24 protein-coding genes and 15 tRNA genes are annotated in these 26992 nt (G+C 45.0%); 26 read left to right on the top strand and 13 right to left on the bottom strand.

Annotation, left to right across the window (positions count from 1 at the left end; all coding sequences use genetic code 11):
* Nucleotide 1 precedes the first annotated feature (1 nt).
* Entirely contained in the window at nucleotides 2–880 is an 879-nt protein-coding gene (gene dapA, locus VIB_RS04165; protein WP_004394742.1) for a 4-hydroxy-tetrahydrodipicolinate synthase, read from the bottom strand.
* A gap of 422 nt (nucleotides 881–1302) precedes the next feature.
* Here dapA and VIB_RS04160 point away from each other — a divergent pair, with 422 nt between their 5' ends.
* Together VIB_RS04160 and bcp are read left to right on the top strand one after the other, a co-directional pair.
* Nucleotides 1303–1845 carry a glycine cleavage system transcriptional repressor gene (locus VIB_RS04160; RefSeq protein ID WP_040904125.1) on the top strand — a complete coding sequence of 181 codons (543 nt, stop codon included), beginning with the start codon at nucleotides 1303–1305 and terminating at the stop codon, nucleotides 1843–1845.
* Between the two features lie 16 nt (nucleotides 1846–1861).
* On the top strand, nucleotides 1862–2329 hold the full coding sequence (gene bcp, locus VIB_RS04155) for a thioredoxin-dependent thiol peroxidase (RefSeq protein WP_004394740.1): 468 nt from the start codon (nucleotides 1862–1864) through the stop codon (nucleotides 2327–2329).
* A 91-nt stretch (nucleotides 2330–2420) separates the two neighbouring features.
* Here the strand turns inward: bcp and VIB_RS04150 are convergent, their stop codons facing one another.
* Both VIB_RS04150 and VIB_RS04145 read right to left on the bottom strand, forming a co-directional pair.
* The gene (locus VIB_RS04150; RefSeq protein ID WP_004394739.1) at nucleotides 2421–4292 is read right to left on the bottom strand and encodes a methyl-accepting chemotaxis protein; all 1872 of its coding nucleotides are present in this window, start codon (nucleotides 4290–4292) and stop codon (nucleotides 2421–2423) included.
* Between the two features lie 240 nt (nucleotides 4293–4532).
* Complete coding sequence (locus VIB_RS04145) at nucleotides 4533–5606, bottom strand: AI-2E family transporter (protein ID WP_004394738.1); 1074 nt, start codon at nucleotides 5604–5606, stop codon at nucleotides 4533–4535.
* 448 nt (nucleotides 5607–6054) lie between these two features.
* On the opposite strand from VIB_RS04145, the gene bepA reads away from it, so the two are divergent.
* From bepA to wrbA, 3 genes are all read left to right on the top strand, one after another.
* The gene (gene bepA / locus VIB_RS04135) at nucleotides 6055–7521 is read left to right on the top strand and encodes a beta-barrel assembly-enhancing protease (protein WP_040904734.1); all 1467 of its coding nucleotides are present in this window, start codon (nucleotides 6055–6057) and stop codon (nucleotides 7519–7521) included.
* A 190-nt stretch (nucleotides 7522–7711) separates the two neighbouring features.
* Nucleotides 7712–8062, top strand: a complete 351-nt coding sequence (gene arsC, locus VIB_RS04130; RefSeq protein WP_004394736.1) for an arsenate reductase (glutaredoxin) — start codon at nucleotides 7712–7714, stop codon at nucleotides 8060–8062.
* Nucleotides 8059–8640: an NAD(P)H:quinone oxidoreductase gene (gene wrbA / locus VIB_RS04125; RefSeq protein ID WP_004394735.1), complete on the top strand. Its 582-nt coding sequence runs from the start codon at nucleotides 8059–8061 to the stop codon at nucleotides 8638–8640. The genes arsC and wrbA overlap by 4 nt, the downstream gene beginning before the upstream one ends.
* 134 nt (nucleotides 8641–8774) lie before the next feature.
* Here wrbA and VIB_RS04120 read toward each other — a convergent pair whose 3' ends face one another.
* The gene (locus tag VIB_RS04120) at nucleotides 8775–9887 is read right to left on the bottom strand and encodes a DUF2066 domain-containing protein (protein WP_004394734.1); all 1113 of its coding nucleotides are present in this window, start codon (nucleotides 9885–9887) and stop codon (nucleotides 8775–8777) included.
* A gap of 251 nt (nucleotides 9888–10138) precedes the next feature.
* On the opposite strand from VIB_RS04120, the gene VIB_RS04115 reads away from it, so the two are divergent.
* Nucleotides 10139–11383: a uracil-xanthine permease family protein gene (locus VIB_RS04115; protein ID WP_004394733.1), complete on the top strand. Its 1245-nt coding sequence runs from the start codon at nucleotides 10139–10141 to the stop codon at nucleotides 11381–11383.
* Between the two features lie 138 nt (nucleotides 11384–11521).
* Here the strand turns inward: VIB_RS04115 and ybaK are convergent, their stop codons facing one another.
* The 7 genes from ybaK to hemA all read right to left on the bottom strand — a co-directional run bounded on the left by ybaK (nucleotide 11522) and on the right by hemA (nucleotide 17410).
* Nucleotides 11522–11995, bottom strand: coding sequence for a Cys-tRNA(Pro) deacylase (gene ybaK, locus VIB_RS04110; RefSeq protein WP_004394732.1), 474 nt, complete (start codon nucleotides 11993–11995; stop codon nucleotides 11522–11524).
* A 79-nt stretch (nucleotides 11996–12074) separates the two neighbouring features.
* Complete coding sequence (kdsA, locus tag VIB_RS04105; RefSeq protein WP_004394731.1) at nucleotides 12075–12926, bottom strand: 3-deoxy-8-phosphooctulonate synthase; 852 nt, start codon at nucleotides 12924–12926, stop codon at nucleotides 12075–12077.
* Between the two features lie 22 nt (nucleotides 12927–12948).
* The gene (locus tag VIB_RS04100) at nucleotides 12949–13758 is read right to left on the bottom strand and encodes a SirB1 family protein (protein WP_004394730.1); all 810 of its coding nucleotides are present in this window, start codon (nucleotides 13756–13758) and stop codon (nucleotides 12949–12951) included.
* A gap of 21 nt (nucleotides 13759–13779) precedes the next feature.
* Nucleotides 13780–14163, bottom strand: coding sequence for a SirB2 family protein (locus VIB_RS04095; RefSeq protein WP_040904120.1), 384 nt, complete (start codon nucleotides 14161–14163; stop codon nucleotides 13780–13782).
* A gap of 10 nt (nucleotides 14164–14173) precedes the next feature.
* A complete protein-coding gene (gene prmC, locus VIB_RS04090) occupies nucleotides 14174–15022 on the bottom strand; it encodes a peptide chain release factor N(5)-glutamine methyltransferase (RefSeq protein ID WP_172465329.1) in 849 nt (282 codons plus the stop codon).
* A gap of 7 nt (nucleotides 15023–15029) precedes the next feature.
* A complete protein-coding gene (prfA, locus tag VIB_RS04085; protein ID WP_004394727.1) occupies nucleotides 15030–16118 on the bottom strand; it encodes a peptide chain release factor 1 in 1089 nt (362 codons plus the stop codon).
* Between the two features lie 35 nt (nucleotides 16119–16153).
* Entirely contained in the window at nucleotides 16154–17410 is a 1257-nt protein-coding gene (gene hemA, locus VIB_RS04080) for a glutamyl-tRNA reductase (protein ID WP_004394726.1), read from the bottom strand.
* Nucleotides 17411–17570: 160 nt separating this feature from the next.
* Between hemA and lolB the strand changes: the two genes are divergently transcribed.
* The 20 genes from lolB to VIB_RS03980 all read left to right on the top strand — a co-directional run bounded on the left by lolB (nucleotide 17571) and on the right by VIB_RS03980 (nucleotide 23961).
* Entirely contained in the window at nucleotides 17571–18185 is a 615-nt protein-coding gene (gene lolB, locus VIB_RS04075) for a lipoprotein insertase outer membrane protein LolB (protein ID WP_004394725.1), read from the top strand.
* Entirely contained in the window at nucleotides 18182–19054 is an 873-nt protein-coding gene (gene ispE, locus VIB_RS04070) for a 4-(cytidine 5'-diphospho)-2-C-methyl-D-erythritol kinase (protein ID WP_004394724.1), read from the top strand. The genes lolB and ispE overlap by 4 nt, the downstream gene beginning before the upstream one ends.
* Nucleotides 19055–19083: 29 nt before the next feature.
* A complete protein-coding gene (locus VIB_RS04065) occupies nucleotides 19084–20028 on the top strand; it encodes a ribose-phosphate pyrophosphokinase (RefSeq protein ID WP_004394723.1) in 945 nt (314 codons plus the stop codon).
* Nucleotides 20029–20174: 146 nt separating this feature from the next.
* On the top strand, nucleotides 20175–20765 hold the full coding sequence (pth, locus tag VIB_RS04060) for an aminoacyl-tRNA hydrolase (protein WP_040904732.1): 591 nt from the start codon (nucleotides 20175–20177) through the stop codon (nucleotides 20763–20765).
* A gap of 11 nt (nucleotides 20766–20776) precedes the next feature.
* Complete coding sequence (gene ychF, locus VIB_RS04055) at nucleotides 20777–21868, top strand: redox-regulated ATPase YchF (RefSeq protein WP_004394721.1); 1092 nt, start codon at nucleotides 20777–20779, stop codon at nucleotides 21866–21868.
* A gap of 325 nt (nucleotides 21869–22193) precedes the next feature.
* Nucleotides 22194–22270 (top strand) — tRNA-Met (locus tag VIB_RS04050).
* A gap of 40 nt (nucleotides 22271–22310) precedes the next feature.
* A tRNA-Leu gene (locus VIB_RS04045) sits at nucleotides 22311–22395 on the top strand.
* 37 nt (nucleotides 22396–22432) lie between these two features.
* Nucleotides 22433–22507, top strand: a tRNA-Gln gene (locus VIB_RS04040).
* An 80-nt stretch (nucleotides 22508–22587) separates the two neighbouring features.
* Nucleotides 22588–22664, top strand: a tRNA-Met gene (locus VIB_RS04035).
* 43 nt (nucleotides 22665–22707) lie between these two features.
* Nucleotides 22708–22792, top strand: a tRNA-Leu gene (locus tag VIB_RS04030).
* 26 nt (nucleotides 22793–22818) lie between these two features.
* Nucleotides 22819–22903 (top strand) — tRNA-Leu (locus VIB_RS04025).
* A gap of 37 nt (nucleotides 22904–22940) precedes the next feature.
* Nucleotides 22941–23015 (top strand) — tRNA-Gln (locus VIB_RS04020).
* A gap of 43 nt (nucleotides 23016–23058) precedes the next feature.
* Nucleotides 23059–23145: transfer RNA gene (locus VIB_RS04015), tRNA-Leu, on the top strand.
* Nucleotides 23146–23158: 13 nt separating this feature from the next.
* Nucleotides 23159–23233, top strand: a tRNA-Gln gene (locus VIB_RS04010).
* Nucleotides 23234–23278: 45 nt separating this feature from the next.
* Nucleotides 23279–23363 (top strand) — tRNA-Leu (locus VIB_RS04005).
* A 33-nt stretch (nucleotides 23364–23396) separates the two neighbouring features.
* Nucleotides 23397–23471: transfer RNA gene (locus VIB_RS04000), tRNA-Gln, on the top strand.
* Between the two features lie 45 nt (nucleotides 23472–23516).
* Nucleotides 23517–23601 (top strand) — tRNA-Leu (locus VIB_RS03995).
* Between the two features lie 12 nt (nucleotides 23602–23613).
* Nucleotides 23614–23690 (top strand) — tRNA-Met (locus VIB_RS03990).
* Nucleotides 23691–23756: 66 nt separating this feature from the next.
* A tRNA-Gln gene (locus tag VIB_RS03985) sits at nucleotides 23757–23831 on the top strand.
* A gap of 45 nt (nucleotides 23832–23876) precedes the next feature.
* Nucleotides 23877–23961, top strand: a tRNA-Leu gene (locus VIB_RS03980).
* Between the two features lie 53 nt (nucleotides 23962–24014).
* On the opposite strand, the gene VIB_RS03975 is transcribed toward VIB_RS03980, so the two are convergent.
* Both VIB_RS03975 and VIB_RS03970 read right to left on the bottom strand, forming a co-directional pair.
* Nucleotides 24015–25148 (bottom strand): flagellin, encoded by a 1134-nt coding sequence (locus tag VIB_RS03975; RefSeq protein ID WP_004394720.1) that lies wholly within the window; start codon nucleotides 25146–25148, stop codon nucleotides 24015–24017.
* A gap of 486 nt (nucleotides 25149–25634) precedes the next feature.
* Nucleotides 25635–26774, bottom strand: coding sequence for a flagellin (locus tag VIB_RS03970; protein ID WP_040904115.1), 1140 nt, complete (start codon nucleotides 26772–26774; stop codon nucleotides 25635–25637).
* Nucleotides 26775–26992: the final 218 nt, after the last annotated feature.

The raw sequence follows: 26992 nt of genomic DNA, 5'->3' as shown, positions 1-26992 counted from the left end.
GTTATAGAATACAAGCTTCTGTCATAGCTTGGGCAACGAACGGGCGAGCAGATTCTGAAAGCTCAGTCAAAGGCAAACGTAAATGACCGTGTGCAATTAAACCCAATTTATGGGCGGCCCACTTCACCGGAATGGGGCTAGACTCAACAAACAACCCCTTATGGAGAGGCATTAAACGTTGATTGATGACCTCCGCTTCCGCAAACTGACCGGAAAGCGCAAGTGACATCATTTGAGCCATATCTGCAGCGGCAATATTATTGGTAACCGAGATAACTCCTTTACCACCCAGTTTAACAAACTCAAGCCCAGTCGCGTCATCGCCACTCAGCAAAATAAACTGGTCACCGCACAACTCACGATGCAACGCAATACGACTTAAATCACCCGTTGCGTCTTTGAGTGCAACAATATTTTTTAGTTCCGCTAAACGAGCAACCGTTTCTGGTTTTAAGTCAACAGCCGTTCGGCTCGGCACGTTATAAAGAATAACCGGAATATCCGTTTCTTGACTGATCGCTTTATAGTGCTGAAATAGCCCCTCTTGAGTCGGCTTATTATAATAAGGAGTGACACTCAGATAACCCGCGATTCCAGTATTATTCAGTAAACGACTAAACGTCACGGATTCATGAGTCGCATTGGCACCGGTTCCAGCAATGACTGGTATACGCCCAGCAGAAAACTCGACCGTTTTCGCCACGACTTTGACATGTTCTTCTACCGAAAGGGTCGATGACTCACCAGTAGTACCCACAGAAACAATCGCGTCGGTTCCTGCTGCGACATGATAATCGACTAATTTTTGTAAACTAACGTAGTCTACTTCACCGTCATGGTCGAAAGGCGTAATTAACGCGACGATACTTCCTGAAAACATGTCTATCTCCCTAAATTGATAACTTTTGCATGGTACTGCATGGCACTTAAAAAACACAAGGGGGGAAATCTGCTTAAATGACACCTAACCGTGAATATTTATCAAATCTTATACCAGCGCCACTGAACCTTACTTGATCTTAGTTGGGTTATATACCTAAACGACTTAGCGTTGCAAGTGGGCGGTCAATGAATGATCTCTATACGCAAAGCAAACGATATGGTTATGGCTAAGCAAACGTCGAGAATGCCATGACAGCGTCGGATAGGCATGATCTACACCGGTTTCACCTACTTGTTGTCAAACTTAAGTAAGAAGGTTATCAGCCATGATTAACTCATGACCATTCACCGGATGTACGATTTTTATATCGCTTATTAACTGTGTTAACATCAATGAAAACATTCAACTCAAGTGGCCTTATGATTCAACATCTCGTGATAACCGCTATAGGCTCTGACCGTGCGGGTATTTGTAACCAAGTTATCCAGCTGGTGACTCAAGCTGGTGGTAATATTATTGATAGCCGGATTGCTTTATTTGGCAATGAATTTACTTTAATTATGTTGGTCTCTGGCAATACAAATAGTATTACTCGTATCGAAAGCACCCTTCCGTTGCTCGGACAACAACACGATCTTATCACAATGATGAAACGAACCTCTCCGCATCATCAGCCACATTATGCTTATAGCGTTGAAGTGTATGTCGAATCTGACGATAAACTTGGCTTAACTGAAAAATTCACTCATTTTTTTGCCGAACGGCATATCGGCATGGCTTCATTGAGTGCACAAACAATTCACAAATCAAAGCTCAGCACAGAGCATGACCAATTTCATATCGCGATTACTGCTCAAGTCAATGCCGACTATAATCTTATGCAATTACAAGAAGAGTTTGCTGCACTCTGTCATCAACTGGCTGTACGTGGCTCGCTCAATTTCATAAAAAACAGTCAATAAAAGGAAAAGAATCACCATGACTCCTCTACACGTAGGTTCAACGGCACCGACGCTGACTCGCCTTGATCAACATGGCAATCCCATCTCACTGGCTGACTTTGCAGGAAAAAAAGTACTGCTGTATTTTTATCCAAAAGCCATGACTCCAGGTTGTACCGTACAAGCGCAAGGTTTACGTGATATTCAAGCAGAACTTGCCGCACACAATGTGGTGGTACTTGGTGTCAGTGTTGACCCTGTTGCTCGGTTAGGTAAGTTTATCGAGCGTGATAAGCTTAACTTCACGTTATTATCCGATGAAGATCATCAGTTAGCGGATCAATTTGGCGTTTGGGGGGAGAAAAAATTCATGGGTAAAACTTACGATGGCCTGCATCGGATCAGTTTTTTAATTGATGAACAAGGTAACGTCGCCCATGTGTTTGATAAGTTTAAAACCAAAGATCATCATCAGGTGGTTCTTAACTACTTAAACCAGCACTAAGCCTACCTGAAAACTCTCCTCGGCAACGAAAAAAACCGCCCCGTTATTAACGAAGCGGTTTTTTATTACGACTGACTATCGATAAACGATATCAGACAATAAATTTACCTAAAATGGCGTCTTGCTCACGCACGTTCTCAGCTTGAACTTGCATGGCAATATTTGCTTCTTCTGCAGAATCAGAAACTTGGGTTGATAAATCTTTTATCTTCACCGTATTGCTGTTAATTTCTTCGGCCACCAAGCTTTGCTGCTCTGCTGCAGAAGCAATCTGTAAGTTCATGTCACTGATTTGCTGAATGGCATGACGGATACGCTGTAATGCACCATCGGCTAACTGTGCTTTGGCAACGACATCTACCGCGGTATCTTTACTCTCTTTCATTGCTTTCGAGACCGAGCTAGAGCCGATTTGCAGTTGCTCAATCATACCGCGAATTTCAGTGGTCGATTGCTGAGTTCGTTGCGCTAACGTACGTACTTCATCAGCAACAACCGCAAAACCACGCCCCGATTCACCCGCACGCGCTGCTTCAATCGCCGCGTTCAGTGCTAATAGATTGGTTTGATCCGCAATATCGTTAATCACTTTTAAAATCGTTTCAATATTAGCCGTTGCCGACTCCAAGCCTTGAACTTCTTTAACGGCCATTTCAATATGCGCGGATAACTTATCAATCGATTGTGTCGTCACACTCACGACTTGCGAGCCCTCAATGGTTGCTTCATCGGCTTCTTTTGCGGCAGAGGCGGCCCCTTGAGCGTTATTGGCGACTTCCGTCGCGGTTACTGACATTTCATGCATCGCTGTCGCTAATTGCTCAAGCTCTTGTAACTGAGAACGCATCGCTGAAGATGAACCTTCAACGCTCATGATGGTTAATTCAGCACCACGCATGATCTCCTCACCAATCGCTTTCGATTGTTTGATTTGCGTTTGTAACGTCTCAGTAAAGGTATTAAAGCCGTGAGCAAGCTCTGCGAACTCTTGATCGGTATTGGTATCTAGACGCTTAGTTAAATCACCTTGTCCTGAAGCGACATCTTTTATTGCTTGATTAAGCACGCTCAGCGGGCGCATTAATACATTAATTAGTAAGGTTAAACCTATAATACTGACAATCACCCCAATCAAAGTATAAATAATCGAGCTATTGCGTAATTTAGTCAGAGCAACGAATGCGAGCGACTCATCAATCACCGCCCCCACATACCAATTTTCACTGGGTACATGACTAAAATACACCAAATGTGACTGACCATTAATATCAACCTGTTTTAGTCCCTCTTTTAATTGAACATCGGGCAAATAAGCGGTCAATTTCTGACCGTTATACCGAGTCTCAGGGTGAGCAATAGTTGAGCCATCGGCAGTCACAATAAACAGGTAACCCGCATCAAACAGGTTGATCCGATTGACCATTTCCGCTAATTGAGTGAGCTCTAAATCATAAAACATCGCGCCGATAAAGCGTCCGGCATGGCGTACAGGCGTACCAATAGAAATGATAATGTTATTGGTCGATGCGTCAGCATAAGGCGCAGTAACGACGAGTGAATTCTGAGCTTTAGCGCCGATATACCATGGGCGACGTCTTGGATCGTAATCACTCCCTGGCTCCCAGCCATCGTCATTTTCGACCATTGAACCATCAGATTCATACCCTAAGCCAATGGATAAAAAGCTACCTTTGAGCGTTGGTTTTTCTAGCACATTGGTTACATATTGACGATTTAAAGGATCAAGTTCTAAGGTTTCGGTGATGGTTTTGGCCATTCCCTTCTTACTGCCCATATCTAAGGTAATGGTGTTTTTTACCCCTGCAACCATCTCTTTTAAACTGCTGTGCACCAATGCTTGAACTTCTGAGCGAACCGTCGTCAACTGTTGCACAGACAATGAAACGACAATGACCAACAATAATGCAGATGAAGCTGCCACAATTTTTTGACTAAATTTCATAATTTCCCTCTACTAATCTTCCTAATGTTATTTTTATTTTTTATTCGGGTGAAGTTGGCCTTAATCACTGTATCGCCAAGTTCAATCAAAACTTAAACGAGGATATTAAGAGTGTAAGCAAAAGTTAACGCTTTTGCCGCAACGACAACATAAACAGCGCTTAATTATCTTTAAACAAAAAGCCTCATTAACGACAATGAGGCTTTGCAATCAGATAACGAGTAAAAAACACATCGTCACTTAACTATCAATCGAGACTGTTTCATCGTCATTACTGGGTAGAGCATGCCACACGGCTTTGACTAATGTGGCCAGAGGAATAGCAAAAAAGACGCCCCAAAAACCCCATAATCCGCCAAAAACTAAAACCGCAATGATGATGGCAACCGGATGCAAATTGACCGCTTCAGAAAATAGAATAGGCACCAGCACGTTGCCATCTAAAATTTGAATAATAAAATACGCAATCAACAAGGTATAGTATTGAGGCGTTAATCCCCATTGAAACAAACCAACAATCGCGACTGGAATGGTGACGGCTGCCGCACCGATATAAGGGATCAGAACCGAGAAACCCACCGCAACAGCTAACAGAGCAGAATAACGTAAATCCAAAATCGCAAACGTCACATAACTCACGCCACCGACGATGAGAATCTCCAACACTTTACCACGAATATAATTAGAAATTTGTTGATTCATTTCTAACCATACCTTAGTCGCCAAACGTCGATTTCGAGGTAGAACGCCGCTGGCAATCGACATCATTTCTTGTTTATCTTTAAGTAAAAAGAACACCAACATCGGCACTAAAATCAAATATACCGCCAGCGTTGCTAAGCTAACTAATGACGCTAGTGACCCTTTGACTACCGACTCTCCCATGCTTAGCGCTTTATTTTTTGCATTATTAACTAATGACTCAATGATTTGTAAGTTGGCCAGTTCTGGGTAGCGCTCCGGTAAACTGGCAATAAAGTTTTGCAAATCGTTATACATATTAGGGATATCATTAATTAAATTAATGACTTGCTGCCAAATGGTCGGAACAATACCAAATAACGCAACTAACATGAGTCCAAGAAACAATGACACGATGACCAAAACCGATAAGGTTCTCGGAATTCCTAAACGGCATAGCTGGGTTACTGGCCACTCAAGCAAATAGGCTAAAACAATCGCAACCAATAATGGGGCGATCAGATGACCAAAAAAATAGATGATGATAAAACCAAAAAATAAGATAGCGACCAAACTAACCGCATGAGGATCGGAGAATCGTCTTTGATACCAACGATTGAGCATTTCAAACATCGAGCGGGCTCCCCTTAACAATAGAACGAGAAAAATAACGATTATTTGGCAAATTCATGTGCTGAACAGCAATGGTATTGAGATAATATGGAGCATCAACCGTATCTTGCCTGCCAATCAGAATAGTGTGATTTTTTCTATCATCAAGCGTCAAGATGTGACGGTTTGCAAGTAATAATGTCATAGGACAGCACGACTTAGGTAAATCAACAATCTTGGGTTCCATTTTAGGGTTCAATCCTTAATATAGACTCAAACTACTGATGGATGGAGCGGTCAGCCTCATCATCGCCATTGAGAAGAAACCGCAACACAGGGTGAAAAATAAATCAGCATCAATCATACCACTGCCGGAGTGAGTAAACGAGATGACTTTCTGCGGTGGAGGAAACCAATGGCATCGCGCAGTGTCTTAGAGAAAGATAAGCTTGGAGCATTACCTATCACTATGAAAATAAAACGTTCTCTTGTTTACCTCTGCCTCGCGGCAACCTTAAGTCCACTTTCTGGCGCGTATGCGAATCGTTTTGGGAGTGATAGCATAGAGCTGCCCGATATTGGTACCGTGGCAGGCTCAACATTAACGATTGATCAAGAGCTTATCTATGGTGATGCGTATATGCGCATGTTACGTAACAGCCGTCCGATCATCAACGATCCTGTCATCAATGAGTATATTGATGCGCTAGGTTATCGCCTAGTAGCTAACTCAGATGATGTCAAAACGCCGTTTACCTTCTTTATGATCCGCGATCGTAATATTAATGCTTTCGCGTTTTTCGGTGGTTATATTGCACTGCATTCTGGTCTACTGCTGCATGCTCAATCAGAAAGCGAGCTCGCGTCGGTCATGGCGCATGAAATTGCTCACGTCACTCAACGTCATTTAGCGCGTAGTATGGAAGAGCAAGCTCGTCGCTCCCCAGCCACAATTGCCGCTTTAGCTGGCTCACTGCTATTAGCCATCGCAGCGCCTCAAGCGGGAATTGCAGCGATCACCGCGACGACAGCTGGCAGTATGCAAAGCCAAATTAACTACACGCGCAGTAATGAAAAAGAAGCGGATCGTTTTGGGATTGCGACTTTAGCTAAAGCTGGGTTTGATGTGCATGCCATGCCACGCTTTTTTGGTCGTCTTGCTGACGAATATCGTTATGCCAGTACGCCGCCACCGATGCTCCTCACCCACCCTTTACCCGAAGATCGTATTACAGATAGTCGTTCTCGAGCACAACAATTTCCTAGTGTTAGCGTTGCTCCATCTCTGAATTATCATTTAACGCGCTCGCGAGTTGTCGCTCGTTATGCAGGAATCAACAGTGAAGCCGCATTAGATTGGTTTAAGCGTAACCAAAGAAAAGCTGATCCGGGTATGGCCGCCGCCTTTGATTATGGTAAAGCTCTCGTTTATCTTGATACTAAGCAATACGACGAAGCCGAAAGTCGCTTGAAAAAGTTGCTACAAAGCCATCCTGATAATAATTTTTATCTCGATGCGATGAGTGACCTTTTGGTTGATACTGAACGCGCCACAGAAGCACAATCCATGCTGGCTCAAGCACTGCAACGAAAACCCAATAATCCTGTATTGGTGATAAACTACGCCAATGTCTTGATCAAAGATGAAAAATTTTCAGAAGCCATTCGTATTTTACAACGCTACACCCATGAGCGCCCCAATGACGTCAATGGATGGCATTTGTTAGCAGAAGCGAATAGCCGAAGCGGTAATAGCGCAGAAGATTTGGCAGCCAGGGCTGAAATTTTTGCTTTAGGTGCGAACTGGAATAAAGCGATTCAATTTTATACCCAAGCCAGTCAGCTTGCTCCTTTGGGTAGTTTGCAACAAGCTCGCTATGATGCACGACTCGATCAACTCATGGTACAAAGAGATCGATTTTTAGCCCTACGATAAACTTAGCGACTCAAGGCGATTGTTAGCCAACAATGACTGGGAGTAATTGATGATTGGTAAGCGAGTGAAACCCTAATCATATCGACAAACTATGTGATTGGGGAAAATGACGCAGCCAATACCACAGCCTCGTCAACTCGCAGAACAATAAGCAACTTAAATAATAAACCATCTTTATTAAGGAGAGAGGATGTCCGTTACCATTTATCACAATCCACGCTGCTCTAAAAGCCGCGAAACGTTAGCTCTATTAGAAGCACGTAACCTGCAGCTGAACATTATCCACTATTTACAAACCCCATTGACCATTGAACAACTCAAAGCCATTCATGAAAAGTTACCTCATAGTCAGGTTCGAGACATGATGCGTTGTAAAGAAGCCTTATATAAAACCCTGAATTTAGCCGATCCTACCCTCTCTGACGAGGCGTTATTTTCAGCCATGGTAGAACACCCCATTCTGATCGAACGCCCTATTGTGATTGCCAATCAACAAGCGCGTCTCGGTCGTCCACCAGAACAGGTACTGGATATTTTATGACTCGTCTGATCGTTCTGTACTACAGTCGTCACGGAAGTACCCGTAGCTTGGCTCGGCATATTGCCCGAGGTATTGAGTCGGTCTCTGGATGTGAGGCAATTTTACGTACTGTTCCTGAGCTAGAACCTGCGCAAGGAAACGCGAGTGATCCTTACTTAACCTTCGATGAGTTAGAACAGTGTCATGGCTTAGCCGTCGGTAGCCCCGTTTGGTTCGGAAATATGGCGGCACCATTAAAACATTTTTGGGATCAAACCACCCCACTATGGGTAAAAGGTTCGTTAATTGATAAACCAGCCTGCGTATTTACTAGCTCGGCAACATTACATGGCGGACAAGAGACGACTCAACAGACCATGATGCTACCTTTGCTGCACCATGGCATGTTGATTATGGGGATTCCTTATTCAGAACCCAAGCTGCATACCACTCGATCGGGTGGCACCCCTTACGGCGCCAGTCATGTGGCTGACTCTGCAAATAACACCTTAACCCATGATGAGAGTGAATTAGCCCAACGTCTTGGTCAACGCCTTGCTCAACTCGCCGTTGCCTTAAACGAGGGTGATAATCATTAATTGAAAACGTGAGTCCCAACCTCTAAAAGGGGGTTGGGACGAGTCAATTAAATCAGTAGGCAGGATGGTTTCTGACTTTATCGATTAGCATCTTCAGCAACCATCAAAAAGTTAATATCCTTAATAAGGGGAAGTTAATCTTGCCAAGAGAAATAAAGCTGCGTTCTTTTAGGTGGAGTAACCACCGATGGCTCATCCTCTAACTGACGGCCATCTTTCGCCTTATCTTGCTGAACGTTCTTACGCTCAATTAGCTTCGGCGCCGCTCTTTGCGTCACTTGACGAAGACGAAGCACTTCTTGAGCGAAATCTGCTTCGCTAGCTAATAAATGCACATTGAAGATCACTTCATCCCCTCGAATACTCACAATATCCAAAGAGGCGACTGAGCTTAAGCGTCTCACGCTCTCCTCCAAGGTAAAGAAAGCCTGAGCATTATTAATCGGTTTAAATGCCGCCCACAGCGTTTGTGAAGACTCGCTACCCACTAACACCGCACTTTTTTTAGCGTAGTGATTGGCCAATACATCGATGAATGTGTTCATTGCCTCATCGCCCGAAGTCTGACCACTGACAGGGACTTTAGGAGAGGTTAGCATCTGTTCGGCAGATTGATCGTACAACGCCCAACGCAAAGTGGAACCTTGAGCTCGTAGCACTAAAATCGCATCGCTGGTATAACGTTGACTCGCCTTCGCTATTGACTCAGTAAAGCCGCCCCAAAGATCGGAGCTTTGAATGCTCGTCACATCCTCAAAATCACCGACAGGAAAAGTAAGCGGTAAACCCCGTTGCTCAGCCTGTCTTTTTAATTGCGATACAACGTCAGTTTGTGAATGCTCCCAAATGATACGCCGCTCATAGTCAGATTCTTCTACCAACCAGACTAAAATATTAGCCCGGTCTTCTGGCCAGAATGCTAAATGCGCTTGAGTTAACAGTGCTCGGATGCGTGGCCCACTAAAAGCCACTCTTAATGTTCTTTGATCATTGAGTTGTCCATAGCTGATCTGATTCGCGTATTGAGCACTTTGACGCAGCGCTTTACTGACGACGTCATTGTTCAATGAGTCCTGACTCCCCGCGGCTCGGACAATCACCTCTTGCATGGCACGAATTCGAGCGTCTGCTTCTGGATCATTGTGCTGCTCGTCGATCACAACTTCAGCTTGGTACAAATTGATTTTGGTTAATGCCAATGCAGGCAGACTGATTAACCCCATCAACAACAAAACGAAATAGCGCATACGGTTACCATAGATTCCAAGTGAGCATTGATGATAAGCAACTATCTAGGTCGGGGCAAGGCGCAGTACAAGAGCCAGTGTCAATTTTCCGCAGTTTTTCCTTCCTGATTCCTACCTCATCAGTCGTAACGCCAAACCTTTTCAGCTTATTAATGATCAGAAACCAGAAAAAGTTTGATCTATAACCCATAGCAATCGTTTGCAAAGATGATAGAATCCCGCGAATTTTATTTTGCTTCAGGGAAAACACGATGAAAAATGCCATTCAAGGTGCACAAATGTTATTTGTCGCATTTGGTGCTCTGGTTCTGGTTCCATTGCTGACCGGGCTTGATCCTAACGTTGCTCTGTTTGGGGCAGGTGTAGGCACCTTAATCTTCCAAATCATTACTCGCCGCTCTGTACCTATCTTTCTCGCCTCTTCTTTCGCTTTTATTGCTCCCATTATGTATGGCGTACAAACTTGGGGAATTGGGGCAACAATGGGGGGCCTAATGGCCGCAGGCGCAGTCTACGTCTTACTCGGCGCTATCATTAAAGTTCGGGGCGTGGGCTTTGTACATACGCTATTACCCCCCGTGGTCGTTGGGCCGGTTATCATGGTGATTGGATTAGGTCTCGCGCCTACTGCGGTCAATATGGCACTGGGTAGAACGGGAGATGGTTCAGTACAGTTGATTGATGCACAAGCTGCGTTATGGATTTCAGCGATTTCACTACTGGTGACCGTTGGGGTCAGTGTCTTTTCGCGAGGTTTTTTTAAACTAATTCCTATTTGTGCAGGGATTGCCGCCGGTTATAGCGTTTCTCTGTACTTTGGTGTGGTCAGTTTTGTTCCGGTTCAACAAGCCGCGTGGTTGGCATTGCCAAACTTCACCTTTCCTGAATTTAACATTAATGCCATTTTATTTATGATTCCTGTTGCGATTGCTCCAGCCGTTGAGCACGTCGGCGATATGCTCGCAATCTCTAATGTCACCGGAAAAGATTACCTTAAAAAACCGGGCTTACACCGTACCATTGCGGGAGATGGGTTTGCGACCATAGCAGCCAGCATGGTCGGTGCACCACCAAATACAACCTACAGTGAAGTCACTGGCGCGGTAATGCTAACTAAAGCCTTTAACCCGGTGATCATGACTTGGGCGGCAGTAACGGCGATTGTATTAGCCTTGGTCGGTAAGCTTGGAGCGTTGTTACAAACCATTCCAATCCCAGTGATGGGCGGGATTATGATTCTATTATTTGGATCGATAGCCACCGTTGGACTCAATACCTTAATCCGGAACCAAGTCGACTTACACAAATCTCGTAACCTTGTGATTGTCGCTGTCACTCTGGTTTTCGGGATTGGTGGTATGGCGTTTGGCATTGGTGAATTTAGTTTACAAGGTGTGAGTTTGTGTGGAATTGTGGCGATTATTCTCAACTTAGTGTTGCCAAAAGATCTCGGTGAAAACCACGTGGTCGACAACACGCAAATGGATAAGCATTGATCATGTCGCCAAGACGGCGGCCAATTCAAGTGGGAAAATGATCAGTGAAACCCTCGTTTATCCGATGCTCATCAACAAATATCATCAAGATGAACGAGGGCGTCCCACATCGCCACTTGCAACCACAAATCGACAGATTTATTGGCACAAATCAACAAACTGTCCACCAGTGAGCTTCGTGAGATCTTGTGGGCTGAGCTCTATCTCTAAACCACGCTTGCCTGCACTGACACACAAAGTGGTCAATGTCTCGGCACTGCTGTGAATAAAAGTCGGCAAGCGTTTCTTTTGTCCTAACGGACTGATCCCCCCCACCACATAACCCGTGACCTTTTGAGCGATCTCTGGATCGGCCATCTCGGCTTTTTTTGCTTTTGCCGCTTTTGCCGCGAGCTTTAAGTTGAGTTTTTTTTCAACAGGGATCACCGCAACGGCTAAATGCTTAGCTTCGCCATTGAGACAGAATAATAACGTTTTGAATACCGTCGCGGGGTCCTGACCTAAAGCTTGCGCAGCTTCTAAACCATAACTCGGATGGCTAGGATCATGCTCATAGTGATGAATCGTGTGGGCGATGTGCTTTTTTTTCGCTAAATCAATGGCTGGGGTCATGCTTAACTACTCCTTATTGCCCAAACCAAAACGGGTAAGGAATTATCTTACCCGTTTTTTTAAAGCGCAAGGATTGAACTTAACGGATATCGATCGGTGCAAAGCTCTTAATCAAATCATCCAACGCTTTCATTTGTGCTAAGAAAGGCTCAAGCTTATCCAACGGTAACGCCGAAGGACCATCACATTTTGCTTGATCAGGCGTCGGGTGAGCTTCGATAAATAAACCAGCGATGCCCGTCGCTAAACCAGCTTTAGCCAGTTCCACGGTTTGCTCACGGCGACCACCAGAAGCGGCCCCCAATGGATCGCGCATCTGCAGTGAATGGGTAACATCGAAAATGATTGGACTGCCTTGAGAGGCTTTTTTCATCACGCCAAATCCAAGCATATCGACTACTAAGTTATCGTAACCATGGCAAGCACCACGCTCACATAAAATGACTTGCTCATTGCCACATTCCGCGAACTTTTCAACAATATTGCCTACTTGTCCTGGGCTCATAAACTGCGGTTTTTTAACGTTAATGACTGCGCCCGTTTTTGCCATCGCTTCGACTAAATCCGTTTGACGTGCTAAAAATGCTGGCAACTGAATCACATCAACGACTTCAGAGACTGGCTGAGCCTGCGCTTCGGTGTGTACGTCGGTAATAATTTTCACCCCGAAGGTCTCTTTCAGCTCTTGAAAGATTTTCATGCCCTCTTCCAAACCAGGCCCACGGTATGAATGTACCGAGCTACGGTTAGCCTTATCAAACGACGCTTTAAACACGTAAGGAATACCAAGCTTTTCGGTTACTTTGACGTAGTACTCGCAAATTTGCATCGCCAAATCACGAGATTCCAACACATTCATACCAGCAAAAAGCGTAAAGGGATGATCATTGGCGACCGGGATATGACCGATATGAACAATTTTTTGTTCCATAGTGAGTTCTCTTAAGTTGTGATTAATGCAGCGTCACTGGATAAACCGTTAGCGCATTCATTTGATTCTTGAGTAACTGCGCTGCGGGATCATCAGGGCAGTGTTCAATAAAATATTGGAAATCGGATAACGCCACCTGATGACAGTCTAACTGCTGATAGATAAAACCACGATCACGTATTTCATAAGGATCATCAGGGACAAAGGTTAATGCTAAATTGGTGCAGCGTAGCGCCAAAGTATAGCGCTCTTCTCGCAGCAAGGCACTTTTCAATAAGGCTAACCAGCGACCAATAATCGTTGGATTATCGGTCGGTTTTAGATGCTCAGCCTGCAAGCGGGCCAAGGGGCCTTTATGACCAACCAACCACGCATTGAGCATGTATTTCGAGACAAACTCGCCGGAAAAAGGATTGAGATACAGCGGAGCTTCATCAGGCCACTGCACTTCAAGTAAAAACTGTGTAGGAAAAGTAATTCCTTGCACGGGAAAATCAAAACGCCTAGCAAAATAGAGTAGTAACGCTCCAAGACTCACCGGTATTCCCTGACGACGTTCGAGGACTTTATCAATAAAACCGTTACGAGAATGAAAATAGGTTTCTTTATCGCCAACAAAGCCCCATTGATGATAAAAAACATCCAAAAAGAGGGCAAAGCGCTGCTTTGTATTTGATTCATCAGCTAAAGCTAACTCAGCTTGATGGTACAGCCTTTGCAATTCAGCGAGAGCCCAATCGACTTTAGTCTCCGGATTAATGGCTTTATTTAATGCCAGCGCACCTTCCACTAAATCCATTGCATCAAAATCTTCATCAAATAAATTCAGCATTGATTTATCGAGTCCATGATATTAACTGAAAAACATCGGTGCTTTAGAAGCCGTCACTTTACCCGCCATGATCAGCCAGCCCATCGCGCCAAGAAAAGCAAACGAGCGTAGCAGCTTATTACGACCAAACTTAAGCGCAAAAAAGCCCAAAGCAATATAAGCCAAGACACAAGTAATTTTATCGGTCATCCACGGCGCTGCAGCCGTATAAGGTATAAAGCCTGTGATCACAATAAGCCAAATGCCAGTGACTAATAACAGGCTATCGTTGATGTGCGGATAAATTTTCAGAAACTTATGTTGTAACCAATGGGAATCCATCATCATTAAAATATAACGAACACTCAATAAGAAAGCGCTAGTCGCTATAGTGAAGAGATGGAGTGATTTAAGTACTTCGTACATGTGTTCCTCTTTAAAATCGACATTGACCCAAGGTGACTCGATCGTTACCAGCGTAGTCTTGCTCCGTAACCACTTGCTGATAGCCAAGTTCACTCAAAATGGCTCGCACTGCTTTGCCTTGTTGATAACCATGTTCAAACAACAGCCAGCCTCGATCGAGTAAATATTCACGCGCCGAAGTCGCGATATGTTTAATATCGGCTAATCCATTATCGCCTGCGACCAGAGCGCTTCTCGGTTCAAAACGGACATCCCCTTGCTGTAAATGGGGATCGTGCTCCTCAATATAAGGCGGGTTAGAAGCAATCAAAGCAAACTTTATACCGTTAGCGAGAGGGGTAAACCAACTGCCTTGCAAAAATGTGACATTGGAGAGCTGTAATCGTTTGCGATTATCCTCGGCAAGCTCAACGGCCTCTGAACGCAGATCGATCCCCAGCACATGGCGCTGAGGTAGCTCTGAAGCAAGCGCTAATGCGATAGCTCCAGTTCCTGTCCCTAGATCAAGGATATCGCCATCAATAAGTACAGCCTTATCCAGTGCTAATTCAACTAAGCGTTCAGTATCCGGACGAGGTATTAAGGTCGATGGTGCGACTTTTAAAGGTAACGACCAAAATTCGCGTTCACCAATAATATAAGCGATCGGCTCACCGGCGATACGCCGTGCGAGCAAAACCTCGAAAGCAGAAATAGCGTCTGCATCGAGCCTTTTATCTGGCCACGTCAATAAATAGGAGCGCGGTTTTTGTAACACATGGCAAAGCAGCAGCGCGGCATCAAGAGACGGCGAATCGCTGCCGCTCTCGATAAGTTGCCGCTTAGCCTTAGCCAATAAAGCTTGTATCGTCATGATAATGAATAAATTAATGGTTATCAGATAACGCAGCCAGCAGATCCGCTTGATGCTCTTGGACAACAGGATCAATCAAGGCTTGTAAATCGCCTTCCATCACCTCATTGAGACGATAAATGGTGAGGTTAATACGATGATCGGACACTCGGCTCTGTGGATAGTTGTAAGTTCGAATGCGATCACTGCGATCGCCTGAGCCAAGTAGATTGCGTCGGGTATCGGAGATTTCCGCCGCACGTTTTTTCTCTTCAGCTTGAACAATCCGAGCGCCTAGCACAGACATCGCTTTAGCTTTGTTCTTATGTTGCGAACGCTCATCCTGACACTCAACCACAATCCCCGTTGGCAAGTGGGTAATTCGAATCGCTGAATCCGTCGTGTTAACGTGCTGGCCACCTGCTCCTGATGAGCGGAAAGTATCGATTTTTAGATCGCTGGCTTTAATTTCAGGAATTTCGGCTTCGGGGATCTCTGGCATCACAGCCACAGTACACGCAGAAGTATGTACACGACCTTGAGATTCGGTCGCGGGAACACGTTGCACTCGGTGACCGCCCGATTCAAATTTCAATACCCCGTAAGCTCCGTCACCATTAACTTTGGCTATCATCTCTTTGTAACCACCATGCTCAGCTTCACTCGCCGACATGACTTCAATTCGCCAGCCTTTTTTCTCAGCAAAACGGCTGTACATCCGGAACAGATCACCAGCAAAAATCCCGGCTTCATCACCACCCGCCCCAGCACGAATTTCTAAGAAACAGTTGCGATCATCATTCGGATCTTTAGGTAACAGAAGAATTTGCAGCTCAGCACTTAAGCGTTCAATTTCCGCTTTAGCCGCTTTCATTTCATCTTGGGCCATTTCGCGCATTTCAGCATCGTCTTCTTTGGTCATCTCTTCTGCGGCGACAAAGTCTTCTTGAGCTTGCTGATAAGCTTGGAAGCATTTGGTGACTTCTTCGAGTTGCGAATACTCTTTTGAGAGCGATCGAAATTTATTTTGATCACCGATCACGGCAGGATCGCCTAATAAGTGTTGCACTTCTTCGTAGCGCTCCACCAAAGATTCAAGCTTAACTAAAATCGACGCTTTCATAGTTTCTTCTTTAATAAATAAGGATTTACAAATTATTACAGGTCATCAAGACCCAAACTTTGTCTAATAATTGCCAGTTTTGCTGGCTCCCCTTGCTCGGCTGCCATCTGCAACGCGCGCGTTGGGGTATGGATCAATCTATTGGTGAGTTTATTGCTTAATTCGACCAATAACTTTTCCGCATCGCCTCCAGCGGCTAACGCTTGTAAACTTTTACTGAGTAACTCTTCACGGATATTGTTCGCCGATTGACGATAGTCACGAATGCTGTCGACCGCCTGCAGCGAGCGCATCCAACTCATGAATTCTGCGCTTTCTTCGCTGACGATCGCTTCGGCTTGAATCGCCTCAATCTTACGTTGCTCAATATTACTCTCAACAATCGATTGTAAATCATCCACTGAATAGAGATAAGCATCGTCAAGTTCACTGACTTGTGATTCCACATCACGCGGAACGGCAATATCGACTAACAGCATCGGTTGATGACGACGCGCTTTGAGCGCGCTTTCGACCATCCCTTTACCGATGATGGGCAGCGGACTAGCGGTCGAACTAATCACAATATCCGCCTGTGCTAAATAATCTGGAATCTCATTTAAGGTAATCACTTCAGCGTCAAAATTTTGCGCTAATGCCATGGCCCGTTCGCGTGTTCGGTTAGCAACGATCATTCGTTTACAACCATGACCGTCCAAATGTTTAGCGACCAATTCGATGGTCTCTCCTGCGCCAACTAATAGCACCGTAGCCTGCGTTAACGATTCAAAAATATGTTTTGCCAGCGTACAGGCGGCATAAGCAACAGAGACCGCATGACCACCAATGTCGGTTTCAGTCCGCACACGCTTAGCAACCGAAAACGCTTTTTGAAACAACTTATCTAAGGCCGAATCGACCATGCGATTCTCTCGCGAATCCGCATACGCTTGTTTTACTTGACCCAAAATTTGTGGTTCGCCCAGTACTAATGAATCCAATCCACAAGCAACGCGCATCAGATGACGGATTGCCGCTTGCTCTTCATGGACATATAAACTGGGCTTTAAGGTTTCCAGATTGACTTGATGAAACTGAGATAACCACTCTATCAGTTTATTCTTACTTGCCACCTTAACGTCACAATACAGTTCGGTTCGGTTACAGGTTGATAAAATCACACTTCCCTTGACGTAAGGTTGGCCAGATAAATGGCGCAACGCTTCGGACAGTTTATCTGCTCCAAAGGCCACTTTTTCTCGCAACTCAACCGAAGCTGTATTGTGATTGATACCAATAACAAGCAAGGACATGTATCGAGGGTTCTCTGATAAGAAGTGGGTTGAGCGGCGAATTTTACTTGATGCACCTATTTATTGAAAGAGCGATTGGGATTTGTTTTCCCGAGTTCGTGATATCAATGGTATAGTGACGGCTCTTGTGTCCCATAAATGGATAAATAACGAGCATATGATGATATCACCGCCACGTATTTTTCTTATTATTACCTTACTCTTAGGACTATGGGGCTGTAGCAGCATTCCCGACCCCATTAGGGACGTTGAATGGCAATCACACCAAGCTCGCTTAAAGACCATTACGCAGTTTCAACTGGTTGGGAAACTCGCCTATATTGACCCCAATCAGCGTCAATCTCTTAATTTTCAGTGGCAAATTTCACCTCAGCAAACCCAGCTCCGCCTAACGACCTTTTTAGGACAGACGGTATTAAACTTGTCGATTGATCAACAGGGCGCGCAAGTCATCACTCATGATGACAACGTCTACCGCGCTGACAGTGCCGAACAATTGATTACCTCTCTGACTGGATTAACGCTCCCTATTGAGCTTTTACAAGCATGGATTGTCGGCTTACCCACTCAAGCTGATCACTTTGAATTAAATTCGAACAATACCTTGGCTAGATTACAAAAAAACCAAGGTTTTTCGCGCTGGACGGTAGATTATCATCGCTACCGCGAATATCTCTGGCAAGATAAACCCCTCCCTCTGCCAGACCGAGTATTGCTCACCCAACAGGACACCTCGATTAACCTTGTGATATCTAAATGGACACTCACGCCATGATACAACGACCAACCGTATGGCCATCGCCCGCTAAATTAAATCTGTTTTTGTACATTACCGGACAACGCGCTGATGGTTATCACGACCTGCAAACATTATTTCAATTTATCGATTATGGCGATGAACTGACGATTACCGCGAATCAGACAGGGCAAATCACACTCTCACCGCAACTGCCTGACGTCGCACTGCAAGATAATCTTATTTACCGTGCGGCTTGCGCCTTACAGCAGCAAACCGAGAGCTCATTCGGCGCAGATATTCAACTAACCAAACGCTTACCAATGGGCGGGGGGATTGGTGGAGGTTCTTCTAATGCGGCAACGGTGTTGGTCGCACTCAATTATTTATGGGGCTGTGGGTTAAGCGATGATCAACTCGCGACGATAGGTCTAAGTTTAGGGGCCGATGTTCCGGTTTTTATTCACGGCTTCTCCGCTTTTGCCGAAGGTGTTGGAGAAAAGCTCCAACCGGTACAGCCCGAAGAAAAGCATTATCTCGTGATTCGCCCAAATGTGAGTATTGCGACAAAAGTAATTTTTTCTCATCCAAAATTACCGAGAAACACAGCAAAACGTGATATTAATACTCTACTCAATGCGAACTACGAAAACGATTGCGAAAAAATTGTCCGATTGGAGTACCCAGAGGTTGATAAGCAACTTTCATGGCTGCTACAATACGCGCCGTCAAGATTGACCGGGACCGGGTCTTGCGTTTTCGCTGAATTTTCGAGCAAAAAAGAAGCGCAAGCTGTCCTTGCGAAACTCCCAGACACTGTCTCTGCGTTTGTCGCTCAAGGCCGCAACGTTTCACCACTAAAAGAGACACTGGCTGATTACCAATCAGCCGACACCCAACCTAATTAAAAACTGGACGCAACCCTGAGGTTTCCACCGTGCCTGATATGAAGCTATTTGCTGGTAACGCCACACCTGAACTAGCCCAACGTATTGCTGAACGTCTATACATCTCCCTTGGTGATGCTACTGTTTCTCGCTTCTCTGATGGAGAAGTGGCAGTGCAGATCAACGAAAATGTTCGTGGTAGCGATGTATTTATTATTCAATCAACTTGTGCACCAACCAATGACAATTTAATGGAATTGGTGGTAATGATTGACGCAATGCGCCGCGCTTCAGCAGGCCGTATTACTGCTGTCATCCCTTACTTTGGCTATGCACGCCAAGACCGTCGAGTGCGTTCTGCTCGTGTTCCAATTACGGCGAAAGTCGTTGCTGACTTTCTCTCTAACGTAGGGGTTGATCGGGTCTTAACCATTGACCTACACGCAGAGCAAATTCAAGGTTTCTTTGATGTACCGGTAGATAACATCTTCGGTACACCCGTTCTCTTGGAAGACATGAAAGCACGTAACTTAGAAGATCCTGTCGTCGTATCTCCGGATCTAGGTGGTGTGGTACGTGCTCGTGCAACAGCAAAAGCACTCGGTGATATTGATATCGCGATTGTCGATAAACGTCGTCCTCGTGCCAACGTCTCTGAAGTCATGAACTTAATAGGTGACGTTGAAGGCCGTGATTGCGTGATTGTTGACGATATGATCGATACCGGCGGAACCTTATGCAAAGCGGCTGAAGCACTTAAAGAGCGCGGAGCAAAACGTGTGTTTGCTTATGCAACCCATGCTGTCTTCTCAGGCAATGCCGCAAAAAACATCAAAAATTCTGTGCTTGACCAAGTGATCGTCACAGACTCCATCACTTTATCTAAAGAAATGGCAGCAACGGGTAAAGTTACCCAATTAACGTTATCAACCATGCTCGCCGAGGCGATCCGCCGAATCAGTAACGAAGAGTCTATCTCAGCGATGTTTAACTAAGCAGCGATAGTCTTGGATCGGTAAAATACCTCGTCAAAATGACGAGGTATTTTTGTTTCATGGCGTCGAGCATCAGCCATCTCGCCCTTTTGCATTTTTCTATGCTATCATACCGCGCTTTTTTCGTTTCCGAAGGGATCCTAGCCTTGAGTCAACCAATTAAATTACTTGTCGGTCTGGCCAACCCGGGCCCTGAATACGTCAATACTCGACATAATGCAGGAGCATGGGTCATCGAAGAACTGGCCCGAGTGCACAATACGACACTGAAAAGTGAAGTGAAGTTTTTCGGATTAACCGGTCGTATATTGGTTAATGGTCAAGATCTGCGTTTACTGATCCCAACGACTTATATGAATTTATCTGGTAAAGCCGTCGCAGCCCTTGCTAAGTTTTATCAAATCAAACCGGAAGAGATCATGATCGCTCATGACGAACTGGATCTTCCTCCCGGCGTGGCTAAATTTAAACAAGGTGGCGGGCATGGTGGTCATAATGGGTTAAAAGACACCATCAGTAAATTAGGCAACAATAAAGAATTCTATCGTCTTCGTATTGGCATTGGCCATCCAGGACACAAAGACAAAGTTGCAGGCTATGTGTTAAGTAAAGCTCCTAACAAAGAGCACGAGTGCATACTAGCAGCAGTAGATGAATCTGTTCGCTGTCTCGATATTTTACTGAAAGATGGCCTAACTAAAGCGCAAAACCGCTTACATACGTTCAAAGCTGAATAAGGTTACCAAACATGGGTTTTAAATGTGGCATTGTGGGTTTACCTAACGTAGGTAAATCAACCCTTTTTAATGCACTGACTAACGCAGGTATCGAAGCGGCTAACTTCCCGTTTTGTACTATTGAACCAAACACTGGTGTGGTACCAGTGCCTGATTTGCGTCTCGACGCATTGGCAAAAATTGTTAATCCACAACGCATACTACCAACCACAATGGAGTTTGTTGATATCGCAGGCTTAGTGGCTGGGGCATCAAAAGGTGAAGGTTTAGGTAATAAATTTTTAGCCAACATCCGCGAAACCGATGCGATTGGTCACGTTGTCCGCTGCTTTGAGAACGAAAATATTGTTCACGTCGCAGGAAAAGTATCACCAATTGAAGACATCGAAGTGATCAATCTTGAGTTGGCTCTCGCTGACTTAGATAGCTGCGAACGCGCGATTCAACGTCAAACGAAACGTGCCAAAGGTGGCGATAAAGACGCTAAATTTGAGCTTGGTGTCTTAGAAAAACTATTGCCCGTACTGACTGAAGGTGGCTCTGCACGCTCTGTCCCCTTAAGCAAAGAAGAACTTGCTGCGGTTGGATACCTTAATTTCCTGACCCTTAAGCCAACCATGTACATTGCTAATGTGAATGAAGATGGCTTTGAAAATAACCCCTATTTAGACGCGGTCCGTGCTCATGCCGCCCAAGAAAATGCCTCTGTCGTGGCCGTATGTGCTGCTATTGAAGCCGAACTTTCTGAATTAGAAGAAGAAGAGCGTGCTGAGTTTCTTGCTGATCTGGGTATTGAAGAACCAGGCTTAAACCGAGTGATTCGTTCAGGGTATGAACTGCTTGATTTGCAAACTTACTTTACCGCAGGGGTTAAAGAGGTCCGTGCTTGGACCGTTCCGGTAGGCGCGACAGCTCCTCAAGCAGCAGGAAAAATCCACACCGATTTTGAACGTGGATTTATCCGTGCCGAAGTGATCGGTTACAATGACTTCATCCAGTACCAAGGCGAAAGTGGTGCCAAGGAAGCGGGTAAATGGCGTCTAGAAGGCAAAGATTATATTGTCAAAGATGGTGATGTCATTCATTTCCGCTTTAACGTATAAAACCTAATCACTATCGAAAAAGCCAACACTATGTTGGCTTTTTTTGAATCGAATGTTCATGGTTTACTTTTACATTCATCGCTAATAAACCATGATCATCTGCTTGGCGTACAATGAGAAAATCTCTCGGTTTGGGATAGATTTTGATCAGAAACAGCCAGCTTTGTTTAAAAAAAACTCGAACAGTTGGTTTTCAGGAATTTATTCAAAAAAACTATTGACGCTCTACAGCCATATCCGCATAATGCGCACCGTTCGCAGCGAGAAGGCAACTTCGAAACTCCGAGCGTAACGCTGGCTGTGAGTGATAAGCAGTTTAGCAATTGGCTACGTAGCTCAGCTGGTTAGAGCACATCACTCATAATGATGGGGTCACAGGTTCGAATCCCGTCGTAGCCACCATTTCCTAAGTGTTCTTTGAGTAGAATAGTTAGGAAATAATGCGGAAATGGCGAAATTGGTAGACGCACCAGATTTAGGTTCTGGCGCCGCAAGGTGTGAGAGTTCAAGTCTCTCTTTCCGCACCATTTATCGATAGGCTGCCTAAGGGCTACTTATCACCGTAGGTCTATCGCCAAGCGGTAAGGCAGCGGCTTTTGATGCCGCCATTCCCTGGTTCGAATCCAGGTAGACCTGCCATTATTTCTTTAGGTTTCAATACGTAAAAACTATTGGAACTGATGGCGAGAATAGATTATAGTTTCTCGCTCTAAAAAGATGGCTACGTAGCTCAGTTGGTTAGAGCACATCACTCATAATGATGGGGTCACAGGTTCGAATCCCGTCGTAGCCACCACTTATTTTACCTCTTCTGTTGAGATAAGGTACAATAACGAGATGCGGAAGTGGCGAAATTGGTAGACGCACCAGATTTAGGTTCTGGCGCCGCAAGGTGTGAGAGTTCAAGTCTCTCCTTCCGCACCATTATCTCGTTATAAAAGTAAAGTTTTGCGGAAATGGCGAAATTGGTAGACGCACCAGATTTAGGTTCTGGCGCCGCAAGGTGTGAGAGTTCAAGTCTCTCTTTCCGCACCATATTAGAGGTCAGCAGTAGATAGCTGTTAACCGATGTAGGTCTATCGCCAAGCGGTAAGGCAGCGGCTTTTGATGCCGCCATTCCCTGGTTCGAATCCAGGTAGACCTGCCAACTATTTAGTTCCATCAATACTGTATCAGCATTGACTGAATTTGCGGTGGTGGCGAAATTGGTAGACGCGCTAGCTTCAGGTGCTAGTGTCCGTTAGGACGTGAGGGTTCAAGTCCCTCCCTCCGCACCAAGTTCAGTATTACAGGTCTATCGCCAAGCGGTAAGGCAGCGGCTTTTGATGCCGCCATTCCCTGGTTCGAATCCAGGTAGACCTGCCAATTACAACGATGATTTGAGTCAATCAGATTATCTGCAAAATTTGTGCGGAAGTGGCGAAATTGGTAGACGCACCAGATTTAGGTTCTGGCGCCGCAAGGTGTGAGAGTTCAAGTCTCTCCTTCCGCACCATTTATTGAGTTAGCATAGCCTGCTATCAACAACAGGTCTATCGCCAAGCGGTAAGGCAGCGGCTTTTGATGCCGCCATTCCCTGGTTCGAATCCAGGTAGACCTGCCAATTACAACGATGATTTGAGTTAATCAAATTATCTACAAAATTTGTGCGGAAGTGGCGAAATTGGTAGACGCACCAGATTTAGGTTCTGGCGCCGCAAGGTGTGAGAGTTCAAGTCTCTCCTTCCGCACCATTGATTAGTCGTGGCTACGTAGCTCAGCTGGTTAGAGCACATCACTCATAATGATGGGGTCACAGGTTCGAATCCCGTCGTAGCCACCATTTATCGTTAGTTACTGTTGAACAGTTGCTTTATCGATAAGCCTGTTATTAAATTAACAGCATTTCAGGTCTATCGCCAAGCGGTAAGGCAGCGGCTTTTGATGCCGCCATTCCCTGGTTCGAATCCAGGTAGACCTGCCAATTACAACGATGATTTGAGTCAATCAGATTATCTACAAAATTTGTGCGGAAGTGGCGAAATTGGTAGACGCACCAGATTTAGGTTCTGGCGCCGCAAGGTGTGAGAGTTCAAGTCTCTCCTTCCGCACCATTTATAAAAAAACCCAGCTTAGGCTGGGTTTTTTATTATCACTTAAATCTTAATTACCCTAATAGCGCGAGTGCCGCTGTTGGTGCTTGTTTCGCTTGAGCTAAGACTGAGCTCGACGCTTGACTTAAAATCTGTGATTTAGTCAATGCCGTGGTTTCTTTAGCAAAGTCGGTATCCTTGATCCGGCTCTTAGACGCATTAACATTTTCATTAATGTTATCCAAGTTATTAATGGCATGGCCAAATCGATTCTGGAACGCACCTAGCTCTGCACGATGGCTATCAACATACTTAAGCGCAGCATCGACAACAGACACTGATTTTTGCGCTCCGCCAACGGTCGTGACATCAATCGTATCGATCGTAATCGCCTGTCCCGCTTGCATGTCTAGCTCGGTAGCTAATGCGCCACTAAAAGCGACTGCGCCAGTGACATCATTATTTCCGGTAAAGACCTGTAACTGCCCCTTCTCATTAACCGATGCTTGCACTAAGTCTGTTTGACCATTAATGTAGGTGGCAACTTCTTCAATATCATCACCAACTTTGGCGGTAATATTAACAATTTGCTCATCACCATTAATATCGGTCAAGGTTAAGGTTAAATCGTTACTACCATCACTAACCGTCCAATCTTTATCTGCCTCAGTAGCCGCAACGTAACTGGTTCCTCCCATCATCGCGTTATCACTACGCATGTCTTTCATGGTCAGCATCACAGCTTCACCGCTCTGAGATCCAATCTGGAACGACTTCGTTTGGAAAGTACCGTTCAATAGACGATTACCCGCAAATGAGGTGGTCTCTGCAATACGATTCAATTCATCATTAAGTGCCGTGACTTCTTCTTGGATAGCGACACGCTCAGATTTTGAGTTTGAACCATTCGCAGATTGTAAAGAAAGATCCCGCATCCGTTGCAAAATGTTGGTGGTCTCATTCATGGCGCCTTCAGCGGTTTGTGCCATGGAAATACCATCATTCGCGTTACGAACAGCAACGTCTAAACCACGACTTTGCACATTCAAACGGTTTGAGATCTGCAAACCTGCAGCATCATCTTTCGCACTATTAATTTTAAAACCTGAAGACAAACGTTCCATTGACGTTTGCTGTGCACTGGTTGCACTGTTCAGGTACCTCTGTGCCGTCATCGCTGACACGTTAGTGTTTACATTTACCGCCATAATTGGTCTCCTATTAATATTAGACGTAGCGGAACTTGCCGAACGGTTTCCGACGTCTCGGATAACCACGTAGTTCTCTCAAAGTATCTTTAATAGCGACTCAAACGACGATTCCTTTAGGGGATTTATTGAGCAAGGTGAATTAAGCGACTTAGAAAGAAGAAACTGAGGCATAAGACGCAAAACCAACCGAAAAAGACATAAATCGCTCAAGATTTAGCGGTAATGGCCGGGGGGGATGAGAAATGGATTGGCAGAAAAAAGAAAAGCCCCTTTTCCTTTGAGAGAACCGGGGCTATGGTTGGCAGCCATTGCCAATGTGGAGATCAAGAGAAATGAACACATTATGGCTAACCATAATGTATGGTTATTTTCCTAGTATAAACAGGCGTATCTGAGAGAGCTTATACTGTTCTAACAACCATACCTTGCCAAGGTTGCGGATTACATACTCACGTCTGAGCTTATTAATGCCGCCTCCCAGGACTACTGCAATAATGATATTGCAGAGTTTGGCAACTGTTTTGCTTGAGCAAGAATTGACGTTCCTGCTTGCTGCAATATTTGTGACTTAGTCAACTGAGTCGTCTCTTTCGCAAAGTCGGTATCTTTAATCCGGCTCTTCGAGGCTTCGACGTTCTCTTGGATGTTGGCCAAGTTATTAATACTGTGGTTGAGTCGGTTCTGTTTAGCACCTAAATCCGCGCGTTGTGAGTCAATGTATTTAAGCGCTGCATCTAAGATACCGACTGCGTTTTGCGAGCCACCAACAGTGCGCATATCAATATTTTGCACGGTCGTTTTCTCTCCAGGACCACCGGCTAAACCAAGTTCAGTCGCTAAGCCTCCAGAGATGGTTAAATCACCTTCAATGTGTGGTTCAGCAACAAAAATCTGTAGCTTACCATCTTCGTCGACTGAGGCTTTGAGCAAGTCAGTCTGACCATTGATGTAAGTTGCGAGCTCTTCAATATCGTCACCGGTTTTGGCTAAGATATCTAATGTCACTTCTTGGCCATCTTTTTTGGTGAACTCTAATTTCAAATCGTTTGCCGTCGGATCGACACCCCAATCTTTGTTTTTGCCTTCAGTAGCAATAAAAGATTGGCCGCCCATCCGATAGTCATCGGCACGGATACTGGTTAAGCCCATGATGATCGCTTCACCGGAACTAGAACCAATTTGGAATGATGCTTCACCAAATGACCCGTTGAGCAATCGACGACCACCAAAAGAGGTCGTTTCTGCAATTCGGTTTAACTCATCTTGCAGAGCAACCGACTCTTCGTTGAGTGCTTGACGCTCGGCATCTGAGTTGGTTCCGTTGGCTGATTGTAGGGCCAAATCACGCATACGTTGCAGAATGCTGGTTGACTCATTCATTGCTCCTTCAGCGGTCTGAGCAATCGAAATACCATCGTTAGCATTACGCATTGCCACATCAAGACCACGAGACTGAGCGATCAATCGGTTTGAAATTTGCAAACCTGCCGCATCATCTTTGGCACTGTTAATACGGTTACCAGAAGAAAGACGCTCCATCGAGGTATTTAAATCGTTGGACGACTTGGTCAAGTAACGCTGAGCGGTCATTGCCGACACGTTGGTATTTACATTAATGGTCATATTTTGCTCTCCTATCGAGTCCGCAAGTCTTTTGCGAAGCGGTCAGCTTTACTCTCTTGGAAGCACTGACCGTAAATCACTTGCCAAATACACCCTAAGGTATATTTAAGATCGGGTGGTATTCACTCTGTTTAAATTAATCCAATAAACATGCCAACTTTTCAAACGAACTCAATGAAAATTTTAAACCTTTATAATCAATAAGTTAATTTCAATTA

Origin of the sequence: Vibrio metschnikovii CIP 69.14, assembly GCF_000176155.1 — a bacterium.
GTDB lineage: Bacteria > Pseudomonadota > Gammaproteobacteria > Enterobacterales > Vibrionaceae > Vibrio > Vibrio metschnikovii.
The sequence above is the reverse complement of the archived record's forward strand: the minus strand, read 5'-3'. Positions and strand labels throughout refer to the sequence as shown.